Consider the following 16719-nt stretch of genomic DNA (forward strand, 5'->3'; position numbering starts at 1 on the left):
GGGAGGGACGAACCGAGTTTGCTCATCGGTCTGCGAGCCACCGAAGCACCCCTCCCCCTCTCAGGGGGAGGTTGGGTGGGGGTACTTCCCTCGAGCTTGAGCGGAGGGTCAATTTGAGGGCCCAAATGCTGGTGCGTTGGAGAGTGGCCCTCGGGTCAAGCCCGAGGGAAGCCAAGGCTGCATGTCACTGAGGCCGCTGCGGGCCGGACTGTGCGGGGGGCGATGGTATAAATGAACAGGAACGGACACCAACTGCCCATGACCAATCTGCTCTCGGCCCTTTGTGGCGATGATGAAATCGAGGCGCTGCTGGGCGATGCACGGCAGGTGGCGGCCATGCTGGCGTTTGAGCGGGCGCTGGCGGAGGCGAGTGCGGATTGCAGCTGGATTGGCGAGGATGCGGCTGCGGCGGTCGGGGCGGCGATTGACGGGTTCGAGCCGGATTGGGCGGATTTATATGCCGGCATGGCGCGGGATGGGGTGGTGGTGCCGGCGCTGGTCAAGCAATTGCGGGCACGCGTGGCCGAACCGCATGGCGGGGCGCTGCACCGTGGGGCGACCAGCCAGGACGCCATCGATACGGCGATGATGGTGCAGATTGCCGGAATTTTCGATGTCTATGAGCGACGCCTCAACGCGGTGCTGGACGCTCTGGATGGGCTCACCAGGACCCATGGCCATGCTCAATTGATGGCGCATACGCGCATGCAGATGGCGCTGCCGACGAATTGGGGGGCCAAGCTCTCGAGCTGGGGCGAGCCGCTGGGGCGGCATCTGCGCGCGCTCTCCGGACTGCGGGGTAGCCTGCTGGTGGTGCAATTGGGCGGGCCGGTCGGCGATGGCGGCAGCTTCGAGGGGCATGCCGAAGCCATTCGCGCCGGCGTGGCACAGCGGCTCGGCCTTGGGATCGCGACGCCCTGGCAGACGCAACGCGACCCGATCGTGGCGCTGGGAGCGCTCCTCGCCCAGATCAGCGGCAGCTTGGGCAAGATCGGAGTCGATATTGCGCTGCTGGCCCAGAACGAGATCGGCGCGGTGCGGCTCGAAGGCGGCGGCGGTTCATCGGCGATGGCGCATAAATCGAACCCCGTGAATGCCGAAGTGCTGGTGGCGCTGGCGCGCTACAATGCCGGATTATCGGGGGTTCTGGCCCAGGCGCAGATCCATGAATATGAGCGCTCCGGCGCGGCCTGGACGCTCGAATGGCTGACCCTGCCGCAGATGCTGATCGCCTGTGGGGCGAGCCTGCGGATCGGACAAACCCTGCTTTCGCAGCTGCGGATCGGCTGAGCCAGAGCGCCGCCCGTGGCCGTTTTCCTTGACCAATCGCCGTCGTTTCGCCATCAAGGGGCCCAGATTAGGGCGTATCCGCCAAACTTATTGCCGTCGACAAGGATTTTGCGCATGCGGGCACGAGTAGCAGGCCTAGCGGCAACACTGGCTTTCGCCGTCGCGGTTTCCGGCTGTTCCATGGCGGGTGTCAAGCCGCTTCCCGGTGGCGCCCAGGCCGCCATTCCTGCAAGTTCGGCCATTGCCGCGCTGGCATCGGGCGGCGCTACGCCGGAGGGCCATGTGCCCCGCGCCAGCGCCGTTCCCAAGGCCAGCTCCGATGTTCTTCTCGGCTTCGCGCAGAGTGAGCGCGGCGCGCTCGATGGGCTGATTTCCCATTATTCCAGCGTCTACAATGTGCCGGAAAGCCTCGTGCGGCGCGTGATCGTGCGCGAAAGCGGCTATAATGCCGGCGCGCGCAACGGACCTTATTACGGCCTCATGCAGATCAGCCACGCCACCGCGCGCGGCATGGGCTATTCGGGGGAAGCGGCGGGCCTGCTCGATGCCGAAACCAATCTGCGCTATGCGGTGCGCTATCTGGCCGGGGCCTATGTGACGGCCAATGGCAATCACGACCGCGCGGTACAATTCTACGCCAAGGGCTATTATTACGACGCCAAGCGCCTGGGCCTTCTGCAAAAGAGCGGCCTGCGCTAGGCGGAGGCCCCCCTCCTGACCTCCCCCTGAAGAAGGGGGAGGGATCGGCCGGTGGCACACATATATTGCGACACACTCGATGGGTTACTCCCCCTTCCGCAGGGGGAGGTCAGGTGGGGGTGGGCATACCCTGTCGTCTTCACACCACTTCGAGATTGACCTCAAAGCCCTTCCGGCTGACCTCGCTATAGGGGCAGATGATGTGGGCGCGATTGACGATGTCCTCAACCTTCTCCCGGTCCAGCCCTGGCACGTCGATCTTGAGCGCGGCCTGGATCCAGAACCCCTCGCCATCCGGCCGATCGCGGAAACTCACCTCGGCGGTAACCTTTGCTTCGTCGGGGATCTTGTCGCCGCTCTTGCGGGCGGCCGCCTTCATGGCGCCGAGGAAGCAGGCGGAATAGCCCACGGCAAAGAGCTGTTCGGGATTGGTGCCGCGCGCCCCATCGCCGCCCATTTCCTTTGGCGACGTCAAAGTGACATCGAGCACGCCATCATCGGTCGCACCGTGGCCGACACGGCCGCCGGTCGAAGTGGCACGCGCCGTATACATGATCTTGGTCATCAGGCATCTCCTTGGTTTATCATTGGGTAACCACGCGGGATGGTGGGCCGGTTGCGTCACAATGAAGACAATCGGCTGCGACACGAACAAGATCATGACACTGACGGGCTCGATAGGGGCAATATGATACGTGCGAAAATGTCCGCCCTGATGGTTGCCGCCGTTCTGGCACTCGGCGTCCAGTCGCCGGCGCTGGGACGCGATCTCTGCACCATCGTCGCCGACGCTTCGACACGGGCAATCCTCCATCAGGAGGGGAATTGCGAGACCCGGGGGACCCCCGCCTCGACCTTCAAGATCGCGCTGGCGGTGATGGGGTTTGCGGATGGGATCCTCATTTCGAGCGAGGTCCCGAAGCTGCCGTTCAAGCAAGGCTATGCCGATTGGGGCGGAGCAGCCTGGAAAGAAGACGCGACGCCCGCGCGATGGATGGAGCATTCCATCGTCTGGTATTCGCAGAGACTGGCCGAGGCGATGGGTGCCGAAAGGCTGGGCCTGCATGCGCGCAATTTCGGCTATGGCAATGCCGATTTTTCCGGGGACCCCGGAAAGAACAATGGCCTCGAACGCGCCTGGATATCGTCGTCTCTGGCCATTTCGCCGCTGGAGCAGGCGGCATTTCTGGCTGCGCTGGTCGAGGGGACATTGCCGGTTTCGGCGGAGGCGATGGCAGGGGCAATGGCGCTGGTCGAAGAGGCCGGCACGGTGGATGGCTGGCGCATTTTCGGCAAGACCGGATCGGCCTATCCTCGCAATCGGGACGAGAGTTTCGACCGGGCGCGGGGCTGGGGATGGTTTGTCGGCTGGGCCGAAAAAGGCGGGCAGACACTGGTCTTCGCGCGGCTGGCCCAGGACGAAGAGCGGCACCCTGTTTCAGGCGGGCTTCGGGCGCGCGATGCGCTGGTGCGGGATTGGGCGGGACTGATCCGGGCAGCGGGGCTTTGAGGGGGGGAGGGCCGACGACCTGCTTGGCCGACATTCGGCCCCAGTCACCGAACTGACACGCGAATTGGCGGTATCGGGGCTCGCGGAGTGGCCCTCGGGTCGAGCCCGAGGGAAGCCGGTGCGGGGATGGGGGGCGGAATGCCCCCCTCTTTGAGACGTGGCGATCAGCGCGTGGGGGCGACGCCGTAGAACTTTTCGATCTCGTCCAGCATGATATTGGCAGCGATGATGCCGCCGGCGGTGTTCCAGATGGCGTCGGAAACGGCATGGACCTTACCGGCCTTGACCACGTTCAAATTCTGCCAGAGCGGATCGGCTGTCCAGTCGGCGGCCTGGCTGTCGGCTTCGCCATTGCCGGTTTCATAGTTGAAATAGAACAGGCGATCCCCTTCGAGCTCGGGAATGCGCTCCTTGGTGATTTCTTCGGCGAAATCGTCCTTGTCCTGGGTCGCGGGACGCTTGAAACCGATTTCGTTTAGGATCAGGCCCGAGAAAGTATCCTTGTAATAGATGCGGGTCTGGCCGGCCATGAAGCGGGCGATGGAGATCTGTTCGTTGAGCGCGTCACCCAGTTCGGCACTCAGCGCGTCGATGCGCGCATCGAATTTGGCCAGTTCGGCCTTGCCCTTTTCGCCCACGCCGGCCGCGTCGGTATAGAGCTCCATATTGATCTTCCAGTCGCCGCGCAGGCGCTCGGAAATCACGGTCGGGGCAATGGCGGACAGCTGCTCGTAGATCTTTTCATGGCGCATCTTGTTGCCCAGGATCAGATCGGGCTCGAGGGACACGAGAAGCTCCAGATTGACCGCGGATTCTTCGCCCACAACCACGACATCGGCCATGTCAGCGGCGATGTGATCGTACCAGGGATTGCCGAGGAAGGATTTGACCGCGCCGACCGGCGTGATGCCGACGGCAAGCAATGCCTCGGTGCCCTCATTGGTCAGCACGATGATGCGCTGCGGATTGTCCGGCACATCGGTGACGCCCATGGAATGGGTGATTTCGCGGGCCAGCACCGGCGCGGACAGGAGACCGGCAAGGGCGATCGAGGCGAAAATCGTGGAGGCATACTTCATTGGAGTTCCCTCTTTTCTTGACATCGAGCGTCAGAAATAAGATGGCTGCAAACAGCCAGAAGTGAACCTGACTGTCAATATCAACATAGAGAGTATCCACGTGGCCTCAGCCTTGTCAGTGCCCCGGCCGATTTCCCTGTCTCGCCCCTCGCGGGTCCAGGTCTATGTCGGGCTGGCGCTGCTGCTTGCCCTGTCGATGCTGGCCAGCCTGACCCTGGGCTACAAGGTCTACTCGCTCGACCAGGTGTTCACTGCGCTCTTTGCCCATGACGGATCGGAAACCTCCGTGGTGATTGCGGGCCTGCGATTGCCGCGGGCGCTGATTGCGCCATTGACCGGGGCGGCGCTTGGCATGGCGGGGGTGCTGGTGCAGACGCTGTCGCGCAATCGCATCGCCTCGCCGGATACGCTCGGGCTCAATGCCGGCGCGTCCCTCGCCGTCGTCGTGGCGGGCATCGTCTTTGGCGTGCAGTCGCTGGCAGGGCTTGCCATGGCCGCCTCGCTCGGTGCCTTTGTCACCGCCATCGTGGTGTTCGGCATCGCCGCCGGCGCGGGCGGGCTTTCGCCGCTCAAGATCGTCCTGGTCGGGGTGACCTTTGCCAGCCTCTCCCATGCCTTCGTCGAAGTGCTGCTGACCAGCAATGAGGCCATGCTGCAGCAATTGCTGTTCTGGCTATCGGGCGCCTTTGTCGACCGGCCCATCGGGCTTTTCTACACCGCCCTGCCCGTCGTTCTGGTTGGAGGCATTGTCGCAGTGGGGCTGTCGCGGGCGCTCGATGCGCTGCAGGCCGACGATGCCACCGCGCAGGGGCTGGGCGTGCCGCTGGGCCTCGTTCGCGCCCTGGCCTTCGTGGCCGTGGCGATCTTGACCGGTGCGGCCATATCGATGGCGGGGCCGGTGGCCTTTGTCGGCCTTGTCGTTCCCCATGCCGCACGGCGGCTGGTCGGGCTGAGGCATATTCACCAATTGCCAGCGGCGGCATTGTTCGGCGCCGTCTATGCGACGCTGGCCGATGTGGCGGCGCGCTTCGTCATCTATCCGGTGGAGGCGCCCGTGGGGGCGGTGACCGCCGTGGTGGGGGCCATCACGCTGGTGGTCCTGCTCCGGAGGCGTGCGGCATGAGCGCTTCACTCACCATGACCGGCCAGAGACGCCTCAACCCGGCCGTGCCGACACTGATCGTTGCCGGCGCCTTCTTCCTCCTGCTGCTCGGCGCCATCGGCTTCGGCACGATCTGGATGTCGCCCGAAACCATAGCCAATGTCCTGCTGGGCGGCGGCGAAAAATCGGAACGCCTCGTCATCCTGCAATTGCGCCTGCCGCGCGTCGTGGCGGCGATCATTGCGGGGGCGGCCATCGCCTTTTCCGGCTATCTGCTGCAGCGCATCACCCGCAACGAGCTGGCCTCGCCGGGCGTGCTGGGCGTGGTCGATGGCGCGTCGCTCGGCGTCGTGCTGTTCCTCGCTATTTTTTCAAATGAAGCCAATGCCCTGATGGTGCCCGTGAGCTGGCAGCCGCTGGCGGCGGCAATCGGGGCACTGGTTGCCATCGCGCTGGTCTTCATCCTATCGGGGCGGCAGGCATCGTCGACCATACGCCTCCTGCTGTTCGGCATCGCCATTGCCGCCGTCGCCAAGGCCTTGACGACCATTTTCATCCTGATCGGTCCGAACTATCAGGCCACGCAGGCCGCCCGCTGGCTGGCCGGCGCCGTCTATGCCATCAGCTGGAGCGAAATCCAGATCATGCTGGCGGCGCTGATCCCCACGGTGCTGATCGCCGGCTGGCTCGCACGGGATCTGCCGCCGGCCGATCTCGACGATGTCTCCTCGCGCAGCGTCGGGCTCAATCTGCATTTCTATCGCATTGCCGTCTTTTTCATTGCCGGCGCGCTGACGGCCATCGCGGTCGCCTTTGTCGGCGCGGTCGGCTTTCTCGGGCTGATTGCGCCGCACATGGCGCGGCTGCTGGTCGGCCGGGCGCGCCTTGCCGGCATTGTCACATCCATGATGCTGGGGGCGATGATGCTGGTGGCGGCGGACCTGGTGGTGCGAGTTGCCTTTGCACCGACCGAAGTGCCGGCGGGCACCATTACCGCCATTGTCGGCGCCCCCTATTTCCTCTTCCTGCTGATGCGCAAGGACAAGACCAATGGCTGAGATCCCGACGAGCCGCATCGATGTCGTCGACCTGACGCTGAAATATGGCAATGACACGGTGCTCGACGCACTCAGCCTGCCGATCCCGCGCGGCAAGGTGACCGTGCTGGCAGGGCCCAACGGGTGTGGGAAATCCACACTGTTGCGGGCGATCCGCCGGCTTCAGACGGGGCAGAAGGGGCATATCCTTCTCGATGGCATCGATATCGGCAAGCTGGGCGCAAAGGAGCTGGCGCGCCAGATCGGCCTTTTGGCGCAAAGCCCCAATGCGCCGCCGGATATGAGCGTGGAAGAGCTGGTGCGGCTTGGCCGCTACCCGCACCAGGCGATGATGCAGCCCTGGAGCGAAAAGGACGGGGCAGCGGTGCTGCGGGCCATGGACGGGACCGGGGTGACGAGCCTGCGCCAACGCCATATCGGCTCGCTGTCCGGTGGCCAGCTGCAGCGCGCCTGGATTGCCATGGTCCTGGCGCAGGAGACCGACATTATCTGCCTCGACGAGCCGGTGAACCATCTCGACATGGCCCATCAGCTCGATTGCCTCGACCTCGTGGCAAAGCTCAATCGCGAGAATGGGCGGACCATCGTGCTGGTGCTGCACGATCTCAATTTGGCGGCCCGCTATGCGGACCAATTGGTGTTTGTCCATGAAGGGCGCGTGCGCGCGCTGGGCCGGCCCGAAGAGCTGATGAAGCCGGAATTGCTGGCGGAGGTGTTCGAGGTGGACGCCGCGATCATGACCGACCCCGTGCATGGCCGGCCGATCTGTATTCCACGCGGACGGGCAAGGCCTGCGGCCGAAAAAGAGCTCAACGCCGTGGCGTGACGATCAGGCGCTCTCGGCCAATGCCGGGGGCTCCATGAGCGCGCGGATTTCACCCCAGCCATTGCGGAAGGCGGTGACGCAGGCCGGGTCGAAATGGGTGCCGGCGCAATTGAGGATCTCGGCATAGGCCTTGGCCAGGGGCCAGGCCTTTTTATAGGGCCGCTCGGAGCAGAGCGCATCAAACACATCGGCGATGGCGACGATGCGCGCCTCGACGGGAATGTCGGTGCCCGAAAGGCGGTCGGGATAGCCGGTGCCGTCCCATTTTTCATGGTGGCTCTGGGCGATCAGCTCGGCGGTGCGAATGAGATCGCTGTCGCCGTTTTCGAGAATTCTGGCGCCGATGGTGACGTGCTCGCGCATGCGCGTCATTTCCTCGGAGGTGAGCTTGCCGGGCTTGGACAGAATGGCATCGGCTATGCCGATCTTGCCGATGTCATGCAGCGGGGCCGACAGATAGATCATGCGGCAGCGATGGGCATCGAGCCCGACGCCTTCGGCGATGATCTGGCTGATGCGGGCGACGCGCGAGACATGCTCGCCCGTGTCGCCATCGCGATATTCGATGGCGCGGGCGAGGCGCCAGATGATCTCTTCTTCGCGCTCGAGAAGATGGGCTGTGGCTGCCTCGACCTCGCGCGCCAACCGCTCGGCCTGGCCGGCCAGCTCAAGCTGGGCGCCGCGCAGGGCGAGCAGATTGGTGACGCGCGCCTGAAGCTCGATAGGGTCGAAGGGCTTGGTCAGGAAATCATTGGCGCCGCACTTGATGGCCTCGATGCGCACCTGCTTGTCGATATCGGAGGTGACCATGATGATGGGCACGCTGCGATAGGTGAGGCGCTGGCGCAGGGCGGCGGTGAATTCCATGCCGCTCATTTCGGGCATGATATGATCGACGAGGATCAGATCGAACTGCTCCGCATCGGCCCGGGCGAGAGCCTGGCGGGGATTGAGGCAAAGCTGGACATCGCCCGATACGGACTGGCCCACAATCGAGCCGAGCAGGGCAAGGCTTGATCGAGAATCATCGACAATCAACAAACGCACTGCTTCGGCCCCCCGGCAGAACTTTTCGATTTGAGACTAGGGGGAGAGCTCTTAGTCGAGGCTTAACGGAACCCAGGCGGATTTGATGGATCTGGCAAAAAAGCCGTTCCTATTTCGCGAGCGGGTGGAACGTGTTGGCGGCGATGGAGGCAGGCTTCATCTGAATGGAAAAGCCGGGCGCCTCCGGCGGCATATAGGCGGCATTGCGGATGGCGCAGGGGGCGAGGAAATGCTCGTGGAGGTGATCGACATATTCGATCACCCGGCCGGTTTTGGTGCCGGAGACGGCGAGATAGTCGATCATCGAGAGATGCTGGACATATTCGCAGAGGCCGACCCCGCCCGCATGTGGCCAGACGGGCTTTTCGTATTTGGCGGCCATGAGCAGGACGGAGAGGACCTCATTCAGGCCGCCAATGCGGCAGGCGTCGATCTGGACGATGTCGATGGCGTCGCGGGTGATGAACTGCTTGAAGAGAATGCGGTTCTGGCACATTTCCCCGGTGGCGACCTTTACCGGGGCAATGGCTTCGCGGATCTTGCGGTGGCCCTCGACGTCGTCGGGGCTGGTCGGCTCTTCGATGAAGAACGGATTAAAGCGCTTGAGCTGGTTGACCCAAGCGATGGCCTGGTCGACTTCCCAGACCTGGTTGGCGTCGATCATCAGATAGCGGTCCGGTCCCATGATGGAGCGGACAATGTCGAGACGGCGGATATCGTCCTCGAGATCGCGGCCGACCTTCATCTTGATATGAGTGAAGCCGGACGCCACCGCCTCATTGGCGAGGCGGATGAGCTTTTCATTGGGATAGCCGAGCCAGCCGGCGGAGGTGGTGTAGCAGGCATATCCCCCGGCGCGCAGATTGGCGATGCGTTCGGCCTTGCCGGGCTCGGCAGCGCGGAAGATGGCGAGGGCTTCCTCGGGCGTGATGGCGTCGGTGAGGTAGCGGAAATCGATGATGGAAACGAGCTGTTCGGGGCTCATTTCGGCGACATAGAGCCAGACCGGTTTTCCGGCCCGTTTGGCGAGGAGATCCCAGACGGCATTGACCACCGCGCCGGTCGCCAGATGCATGGCGCCCTTGTCGGGGCCAATCCACCGGAGCTGGCTGTCGCCGGTCATATGGCGCCAGAAGCGGCCGGGATTTTCTTCGATCCAGTCGAGATCGAGGTTTTTCACCCGATCGGTGAGGGCGTTAATCGCGGCGCAGACGACTTCATTGCCGCGGCCGATGGTGAAGGTGAGGCCATGGCCTTCAAGAGCGCTGTCCGTGCCCAGCACGACATAGGCGGCGGAATAATCGGGGTCCGGGTTCATCGCATCGGACCCGTCGAGCGAAGCCGAGGTGGGGAAGCGGAGGTCGTGGGTTTTAAGCGATGTGATTTTGGTCATGGCCGTTTCCATTTTTCCGCCACCCTCAAAATGGGTCAGCCTGTCCAGCCGCCATCGATGATGTGGACCTGGCCGGTGGTGTAGGTGGCGCCGGCGAGGTAGACGGCGAGGTCGGCGACTTCCTCGGGCTGGGCGATGCGGCCGATGGGCTGGCGGGCGATGAAGGATTTTTTGGCCGCCTCGAAATCGCCGGTGGCGTGCCAGCGTTCATGCAGGCTCGGGCTCTCGACCGTGCCCGGGGCAATGGCGTTGATGCGGATATTGTGGGCAACATAGTCGGCGGCGACGGATTTGGTCAGCCCGATGACGGCGGCCTTGGAGATGGAATAGGCGGCGCGGTTTGGAACGCCCTTCACCGAGGAGGCGACCGTGGCCATGTTGATGATGGCGCCATCGCGGCGCTCGATCATTTGCGGCAGAACGGCGCGAATGGTGCGGATCTGCGCCCTGACGTTGAGATCGAGCGCGAAGTCGAGATCGGCATCGCTCATCTCGAGAATGGTGCCGCTGTGGACGACGCCGGCGCAGTTGAAGAGAACGTCGATGCGGCCGATTTCGGCCATTGCAGCGGTGACGTCCTCATTGGAGAGCACGTTGAGGACGCGCGTGGTGATGCCGGGGGTGCCGTTGAGCTCACCAAGCTTGGCCGCATTGATATCGGTGGCGATCACACTGGCCCCGGCGCGGGCGAAGGCGAGAGCCGAGGCCTGGCCGATGCCCTGGGCAGCGGCGGTGATAAGAACTGTTTTGCCGGCAATGTCGGTCATTATTTTTCTCGCTAAAACTTAGATCCGTCATCCCCGCGACAGCGGGGACCCCCCGGTTCAAAAAAGGGGGTTCCCGCTTTTGCGGGAATGACATTGTGCAAAGGCCCCTCCCCGAGGGGAAGGGCCAAGATATTTCTCAGTCGTAGAGCACGGCTGCGATTTCGGGGGCGTCCATATTGGTCGCATCGAACCAGGCAAAGCCGGAGTCGATGATCTTGGGCAGTTCTTCGCCGTTGAGCGCGCCGATGGCGGCCTTGACGGTTTCGTAGCCGATGCCGACCGGGTTCTGGGTGATGGCGCCGGCCATGACGCCGGAGGTGATCATGCCCTTCTGTGCAGCACCGCTATCGAAACCGATGACGACGATTTCCGAGCCCAGTTCGGTCTTGCCATTGGCAACGCCGATGGCAGAGCCTTCATTGGCGCCGAAAATGCCCTTGAGATCGGGATTGGCGAGCAGGATCGACTTGGTGATTTCGGTCGACTGCAACTGGTCGCCACCACCGTACTGGACGGTGACCACTTCGATATTGGGATAGGCTTCCTTGATGCGGTTGACGAAGCCATCGACGCGGTCGATGCCGGTGCGGCTGGTCTGGTCGTGCGCGACGACGGCGACCTTGCCTTCGCCGCCAATGAGCTCGGCCATCTTGTCAGCTGCAAGGGCGGCGGCAGCGACGTTGTCGGTGGTGACGGTGGTCAACGGGATATCGCTGTCGACGCCACTGTCGAAGGCAATGATCGGAATGTCTGCGCTCTGGGCCTGCTGCAGCAGCGGGGTTGCGGCTTGGCTGTCGAGGGCGGCAAAGCCGATGGCGTCGGGCTGGCGCGAGAGGGCGGCGGCGAGCATGTCCATCTGGCGGTCGACCTGGGTCTCGGTATCGGGGCCTTCGAAGGTCACATTGGCGTTGAACTCGGCTGCCGCCTTGTCGGCACCGGCCTTCACGGCCTGCCAGAACTGGTGCTGGAAGCCCTTCGAGATGAGGGCAATGTCATATTTGTCCTGGGCCTGCACGGCGCCGGACGTGGCGGCCAGCATGGCCACGGCGCTGAGGGCGCCGAGCAGGGTGCGACGGTTGAGCATGGTTTTCCTCCCAAATGCTGCGGTGATTTTGGCGGGCATTTTTGTCTGCCTCTTGTTGGCGCGGAATGCGCGGGAACGAAGGGGGCGCTAGAGAGCCCGGCGCCGCAAGATATCGGCGTAGACGGCCAGGATGATGATCGTGCCGGTGACCACGGTCTGCCATTCCTGGGCGACGGAAAGGATGCGCAGGCCATTGGCCAGCACGGAGATGATGAGCGCGCCGATCAGCGTGCCGAGCACGGTGCCGCGGCCGCCCGAGAGCGAGGTGCCGCCAATGACCACGGCGGCGATGGCGTCGAGCTCATAGCCCTGGCCGAGCGCCGGCTGGGCCGAATTGAGGCGCGAGGCGATGAGCAGGCCCGCGACCCCGCAAATGGCGCCGGCCGTCGAATAGACGGCGATCTTCCAGCGATCGATATTGACGCCAGAGAGGCGCACCGCCTCCTCGTTCGAGCCTAGGGCGAAGGTGTAGCGGCCAAGCGCGGTCTTGCCGAGGACGAAGGCGGCCAGCAGCGCGACGGCAAAGAGAATGACGACACCATTGGGAATGGGAATGGCCGGAATGATTGTGCCGACAATGGAGCCCTGGGCGATCTGGGTGAAGCCGGGCGTATCGTTGAAATAGATCGGGCGCGTGCCGGAAATGACCAACGACAGGCCCTTGAGGATCAGCATCATGCCGAGCGTGGCGATGAAAGGCGGGACCTTGAGCTTGGCGATGACCACGCCCGAGACCGTGCCGCAAAAGGCGCCGGCAAGGATGGCGCCGACCACGCCGACCGGCAGGGGCAGGCCCAGAAAGGTCAAGAGCACGCCGGTGATCACGGCACAGAAGGTCATCAGCGTGCCGACCGAGAGGTCGATGCCGCCGGTGATGATGACCAGCGTCGCGGCGATGGCGAGGACGCCATTAACCGAGGTGGCCTGCAGGATCGCCAGCACGTTCTGGGTCTGCATGAAATTTGGCGAGGCCAGGGAGAAGACCACGATCAGCGCGATGAGGCCGGAAAAGGCCAGCAGCCGATGGAAGGCACCGGAAATGCGCGGGCCCGATTTTTGGGCCGCTGGGGCTGTGGTGTCGGTCATGGATTTCCTCCGGCGGTGATGCAGCCTGAATTTTTGGCTCGATATTTGCCCCGCCCGCTTCGCGACACCTCCCCCTCGACGGGGGAGGTTGGGAGGGGGTGTCGGAAGCCTTGATATCCGGGCTCTCGCCCCCCCACCCTTGATCCCTCCCCGCTAGGGGGAGGGAGACGATGAACATGTATGTCGGTGTTAAGGCGAGGCCCCCTCACCCAACGCGGAGCGCCGACCTCACCCCCAAGGGAGAGGCGAAGAGAGGGGCGGTGTTCGTGGAAAAGGCTAGCTGGCATGGCGCACCTGCATGGCGGGTTCGCGCATGGTGGCGAGCCGCATGATGTCCTGCTGGCTGGCGCCGCCGGGCAGGATGCCGGTGAGGCGGCCCTCGCACATCACCGCGATGCGGTGGGAGAGGCGCAGGATCTCCGGCAGCTCCGAGGAGATGACGATGATGGCCTTGCCCTCCGCGGCGAGGGCATTGAGGAGCTTGTAGATTTCGGACTTGGCGCCGACATCGATGCCGCGCGTCGGCTCGTCGAAGATCAGGATATCGCAATCGCGCAAAAGCCATTTGGCGATGACGACCTTTTGCTGGTTGCCGCCCGAGAGGAGGCGCGCTTCCTGGGTGTCGGACGGGGTCTTGATGGCAAGCTGGCGGATGAATTTCTGTGCGGCCTCGCGCATGCCGGCCTCGTCGAGCACGCCGGCCGGGCCGGTGAAGCGCTCGAGGCTGGGGAGCGCGATGTTGTTGCGGACATCAAGGCCGGTGGCGAGGCCGAAATTCTTGCGATCCTCGGAGAGATAGCCAATTCCGCAGGCAACCGCATCGCGAGGCGAGGAGATGCCGACCCGCTTGTCGTGAACCCAGATTTCGCCGCCCTCGCGCCGATCGGCCCCGAAAATGGCGCGGGCGACCTCGGTTCGACCAGCGCCCATGAGACCGGCAAAGCCGAGGATCTCACCCTTGCGCACCGAGAAGCTGACATCGCGAATGTCGCGGCCGCGACGGATGTTGCGGACCTCCAGCGCTATCGGCGCATCGGCGGTGTTGGGAATGGAGAGCGTTTCCTGGCTCAGCGTGCGCCCCACCATCATGGAAATGATGGTTTCGATGGGGGTTTCGGCAGCGGGAACCGTGCCGACATATTCGCCATCGCGCATGATGGTGACGCGGTCGGAGATGCGCTTGATCTCGTCCATCTTGTGGGAGATGTAGACGATGCCGACGCCCTCGGCCTTGAGCCGATTGATGATGGCGAAGAGCTCGGCGATCTCGGCGTCGTTGAGGGCCGCGGTGGGCTCATCCATGATCAACACCTTGGAGCGATAGGAGAGCGCCTTGGCGATCTCGACCATTTGCTGCTTGGCGATGGTGAGCGTCTCGACCTTCACAGTGGGATCGAGATTGAGGTTCATGGACTGAAAGATCGCGGCCGTATCGCGGTTGAGCTGGCGCTCGTCGAGGAGGCCGAAGCGGCGTGGCTCGCGGCCGATATAGATGTTCTGGGCGGCGGTGAGATCGCGCATCAGGGCGAGTTCCTGATGGATGATGCCAATGCCCAGATTCTGTGCCTCGCGCGGCGAGACGATTTCCACCGGATGTCCCTCGAGCAGGACCGTGCCGCTGTCGCGCTGATAGACGCCCGAAAGCACTTTCATCAGCGTGGACTTGCCGGCGCCGTTTTCACCCATGAGGGCATGGACTTCCCCTGCCACCAGATCGAAGCGGGCATGGGACAGGGCCCGGACACCGGGGAAATTCTTGTCGATATCGGTCATTTCGACGAGCGGAGCGCTGCGTTCGGCGCGGTCCGACTGGCTTGCAACCATGTGACGTCCTCCAGCCGGCCGGCCCGCTCTGCGGCGATGCTCAACAAGCCCGACGAGCTAATGACAAGTCTGACAAGCTGTCAAGTGGTCAGACCAGTGGACAGGGTCGGTCCGCGGCGCTATGTCTTGACCGGCTGCCGCATCGTTCCGCGGCTGCGGGGGAGCAATGAAACTACAGGCCGTCTCTAACCGGAAACTCTATCTCCAGATCGCCGATCAGATCCGCGAGCAGATCAGCGCGGGCGCGGTGGCGCCGGGCAGGCAATTGCCCTCCGAGCGCGATCTTGCGGCAAGCCTGGGGGTCTCCCGGCCCACGCTGCGCGAGGCGCTGATCGCGCTGGAAGTGGCAGGATTGGTGGAGGTGCGCGTCGGTGTCGGCGCCTTTGTGCGGGGCCAGGAAAAGCCGGGCGAGGCGCTGCCCGAGCAGAGCCATTCCCCTATCGAAATCATGAATGTGCGCAGACTGCTCGAACCGGAAGCCGCCGCACTTGCAGCGCAGGCCATTGCCCCCGAAGGTCTGGCGCGGCTGGCCGAAGTGCTGGGACATATGCAGGCCGACGCGGATCGGGATTTGTGGACATCGGAATGGGACAGGACCATGCACCTGACCATCGCCGAGGGGTCGGGCAATTCCATGCTACGGGAAATTCTGGACACGCTGTGGAATTCTCGTTCCGAGGACGTCGACAAGCGCTTCCACGAGCATCTGGCGACGATATCGGACGTGCGCCTGCATATCATGGAAGACCATAGAAGCATTGTGGCGGCGATCGTGCAGCGCGATGCAGAGGCTGCGCGGGCTGCGATGGCGGCCCATCTCGACTATGTCACCGCCGCCATGCTCAATAGCTGGGAATAGACCGCTTCATCCGGCCCGCAGATCAACGAGGATCTTGGTGAAGGCGCCGGGATCGGCATCCCATTCGGCAAGGGCCGAGGGCGCTTCATCGAGCGAAGCGATGCGCGAGACGATGAGATCGCCGGCGCCGGGATTGGCCTTTAGGCAATCGATAACGGCGGCAAAATCCTCAGGCAGGGCGTTGCGCGAGCCGCGAATGTCGAGTTCCTTGGTGATGAAATATTTGGTGTCATAGGCAATGGGCGCCTTGGCGTAGCCGATATAGACCACGCGCCCGGTGGTGACGACCATATCCACCGCCTGGAGGAAGGTCGCCTCCGCACCCACGGCCTCGATCACCACATCGGGCCCCTCGCCGGTGAGGGCAGAGACGGCGGCGCGGACATCTGTCCTTGCATTGATGGTTTCGTGGGCGCCGAGTTTTTTGGCGATGTCCAGCTTGGCGTCGCTGAGATCGACGGCGATGACGCGCGCTCCAACCCGCAGGGCGCCGAGCAGTACGCCGAGCCCGATCATGCCACAACCGAGGACGACAATGGTCTCGCCTTCCTGCAGACCGGCGCGGCGCACGGCGTGAAAACCAACGGCACAGGGCTCGATCAGCGCCAGATCGCGCAGGGGCAGATCGTCCACGGGCAGAACCTTTGCCGCGGGCACGACAATGCGCCCGGTCATGGCGCCCTCGCGCTGCACGCCCATGGTCTGGTTTCTGACGCAGGCATTGGGGCGGCCTGTGGTGCAGGCGTGGCAGGTGCCGCAATTGAAATATGGGATGACAGTGACCGCCTGCCCCTCGGCAAGCCCGGTCACGCCCTCGCCGAGCGCCGCGATGGTGCCGGCGATTTCATGGCCCGGCACGCGGGGATAGCTCACCAATGGATTGAGCCCGCGATAGGAGGTGAGATCGGAGCCGCAATAGCCGACATAGGCAATCGAGATGGCCACTTCGCCGGCTTTCGGCTCGGGCACTGCCATTTCGGTAAGGCCGGCCTGGCCGGGCTTGAGAATGCTGAGGGCTTGCATGATCGTCTCCTGGACGCCGAAGCGCCACCCACTATCTTCCATACATGAAGGATGACAGCAACGGCCTCGAAG

The 16719-nt window shown here is 63.8% G+C and carries 15 protein-coding genes and 1 pseudogene; 7 read left to right on the forward strand and 9 right to left on the reverse strand.

Annotated features, from left to right (window positions below):
- Positions 1–258: 258 nt before the first annotated feature.
- Together N0P34_RS18830 and N0P34_RS18835 are read left to right on the forward strand one after the other, a co-directional pair.
- Positions 259–1290 (forward strand): 3-carboxy-cis,cis-muconate cycloisomerase, encoded by a 1032-nt coding sequence (locus tag N0P34_RS18830; protein ID WP_275604737.1) that lies wholly within the window; start codon positions 259–261, stop codon positions 1288–1290.
- A gap of 357 nt (positions 1291–1647) precedes the next feature.
- Positions 1648–1983: pseudogene (locus tag N0P34_RS18835) on the forward strand (lytic transglycosylase domain-containing protein); the annotation flags it as partial.
- Between the two features lie 145 nt (positions 1984–2128).
- Here the strand turns inward: N0P34_RS18835 and N0P34_RS18840 are convergent.
- The gene (locus tag N0P34_RS18840) at positions 2129–2554 is read right to left on the reverse strand and encodes an organic hydroperoxide resistance protein (RefSeq protein WP_275604738.1); all 426 of its coding nucleotides are present in this window, start codon (positions 2552–2554) and stop codon (positions 2129–2131) included.
- 138 nt (positions 2555–2692) lie between these two features.
- Here N0P34_RS18840 and blaOXA point away from each other — a divergent pair, with 138 nt between their 5' ends.
- Positions 2693–3499: a class D beta-lactamase gene (gene blaOXA, locus N0P34_RS18845; RefSeq protein ID WP_275604739.1), complete on the forward strand. Its 807-nt coding sequence runs from the start codon at positions 2693–2695 to the stop codon at positions 3497–3499.
- A gap of 164 nt (positions 3500–3663) precedes the next feature.
- On the opposite strand, the gene N0P34_RS18850 is transcribed toward blaOXA, so the two are convergent.
- Positions 3664–4578, reverse strand: coding sequence for an iron-siderophore ABC transporter substrate-binding protein (locus N0P34_RS18850; protein WP_275604740.1), 915 nt, complete (start codon positions 4576–4578; stop codon positions 3664–3666).
- Between the two features lie 61 nt (positions 4579–4639).
- Between N0P34_RS18850 and N0P34_RS18855 the strand changes: the two genes are divergently transcribed.
- The 3 genes from N0P34_RS18855 to N0P34_RS18865 are packed head-to-tail and all read left to right on the forward strand — an operon-like array spanning position 4640 to position 7564.
- Entirely contained in the window at positions 4640–5701 is a 1062-nt protein-coding gene (locus tag N0P34_RS18855; RefSeq protein WP_275604741.1) for an iron ABC transporter permease, read from the forward strand.
- Entirely contained in the window at positions 5698–6738 is a 1041-nt protein-coding gene (locus tag N0P34_RS18860; RefSeq protein ID WP_275604742.1) for an iron ABC transporter permease, read from the forward strand. Before N0P34_RS18855 ends, N0P34_RS18860 begins: the two co-directional genes overlap by 4 nt.
- Positions 6731–7564, forward strand: coding sequence for an ABC transporter ATP-binding protein (locus tag N0P34_RS18865; protein ID WP_275604743.1), 834 nt, complete (start codon positions 6731–6733; stop codon positions 7562–7564). Before N0P34_RS18860 ends, N0P34_RS18865 begins: the two co-directional genes overlap by 8 nt.
- Positions 7565–7567: 3 nt before the next feature.
- On the opposite strand, the gene N0P34_RS18870 is transcribed toward N0P34_RS18865, so the two are convergent.
- From N0P34_RS18870 to N0P34_RS18895, 6 genes are all read right to left on the reverse strand, one after another.
- Positions 7568–8611 (reverse strand): HD domain-containing phosphohydrolase, encoded by a 1044-nt coding sequence (locus N0P34_RS18870; protein ID WP_275604744.1) that lies wholly within the window; start codon positions 8609–8611, stop codon positions 7568–7570.
- 109 nt (positions 8612–8720) lie between these two features.
- Positions 8721–10004, reverse strand: a complete 1284-nt coding sequence (locus N0P34_RS18875; RefSeq protein WP_275604745.1) for an L-fuconate dehydratase — start codon at positions 10002–10004, stop codon at positions 8721–8723.
- Between the two features lie 35 nt (positions 10005–10039).
- Positions 10040–10774 (reverse strand): SDR family oxidoreductase, encoded by a 735-nt coding sequence (locus tag N0P34_RS18880; RefSeq protein WP_275607028.1) that lies wholly within the window; start codon positions 10772–10774, stop codon positions 10040–10042.
- Between the two features lie 133 nt (positions 10775–10907).
- A complete protein-coding gene (locus N0P34_RS18885) occupies positions 10908–11855 on the reverse strand; it encodes an ABC transporter substrate-binding protein (RefSeq protein WP_275604746.1) in 948 nt (315 codons plus the stop codon).
- 87 nt (positions 11856–11942) lie between these two features.
- A complete protein-coding gene (locus N0P34_RS18890; RefSeq protein WP_275604747.1) occupies positions 11943–12941 on the reverse strand; it encodes an ABC transporter permease in 999 nt (332 codons plus the stop codon).
- A 276-nt stretch (positions 12942–13217) separates the two neighbouring features.
- A complete protein-coding gene (locus N0P34_RS18895) occupies positions 13218–14765 on the reverse strand; it encodes a sugar ABC transporter ATP-binding protein (RefSeq protein WP_275604748.1) in 1548 nt (515 codons plus the stop codon).
- A 166-nt stretch (positions 14766–14931) separates the two neighbouring features.
- Here N0P34_RS18895 and N0P34_RS18900 point away from each other — a divergent pair, with 166 nt between their 5' ends.
- On the forward strand, positions 14932–15624 hold the full coding sequence (locus tag N0P34_RS18900; protein WP_275604749.1) for an FCD domain-containing protein: 693 nt from the start codon (positions 14932–14934) through the stop codon (positions 15622–15624).
- 6 nt (positions 15625–15630) lie between these two features.
- On the opposite strand, the gene N0P34_RS18905 is transcribed toward N0P34_RS18900, so the two are convergent.
- Positions 15631–16647: a zinc-binding alcohol dehydrogenase family protein gene (locus N0P34_RS18905; protein WP_275604750.1), complete on the reverse strand. Its 1017-nt coding sequence runs from the start codon at positions 16645–16647 to the stop codon at positions 15631–15633.
- Positions 16648–16719: the final 72 nt, after the last annotated feature.

Source organism: Devosia sp. FJ2-5-3, assembly GCF_029201545.1.
GTDB lineage: Bacteria > Pseudomonadota > Alphaproteobacteria > Rhizobiales > Devosiaceae > Devosia.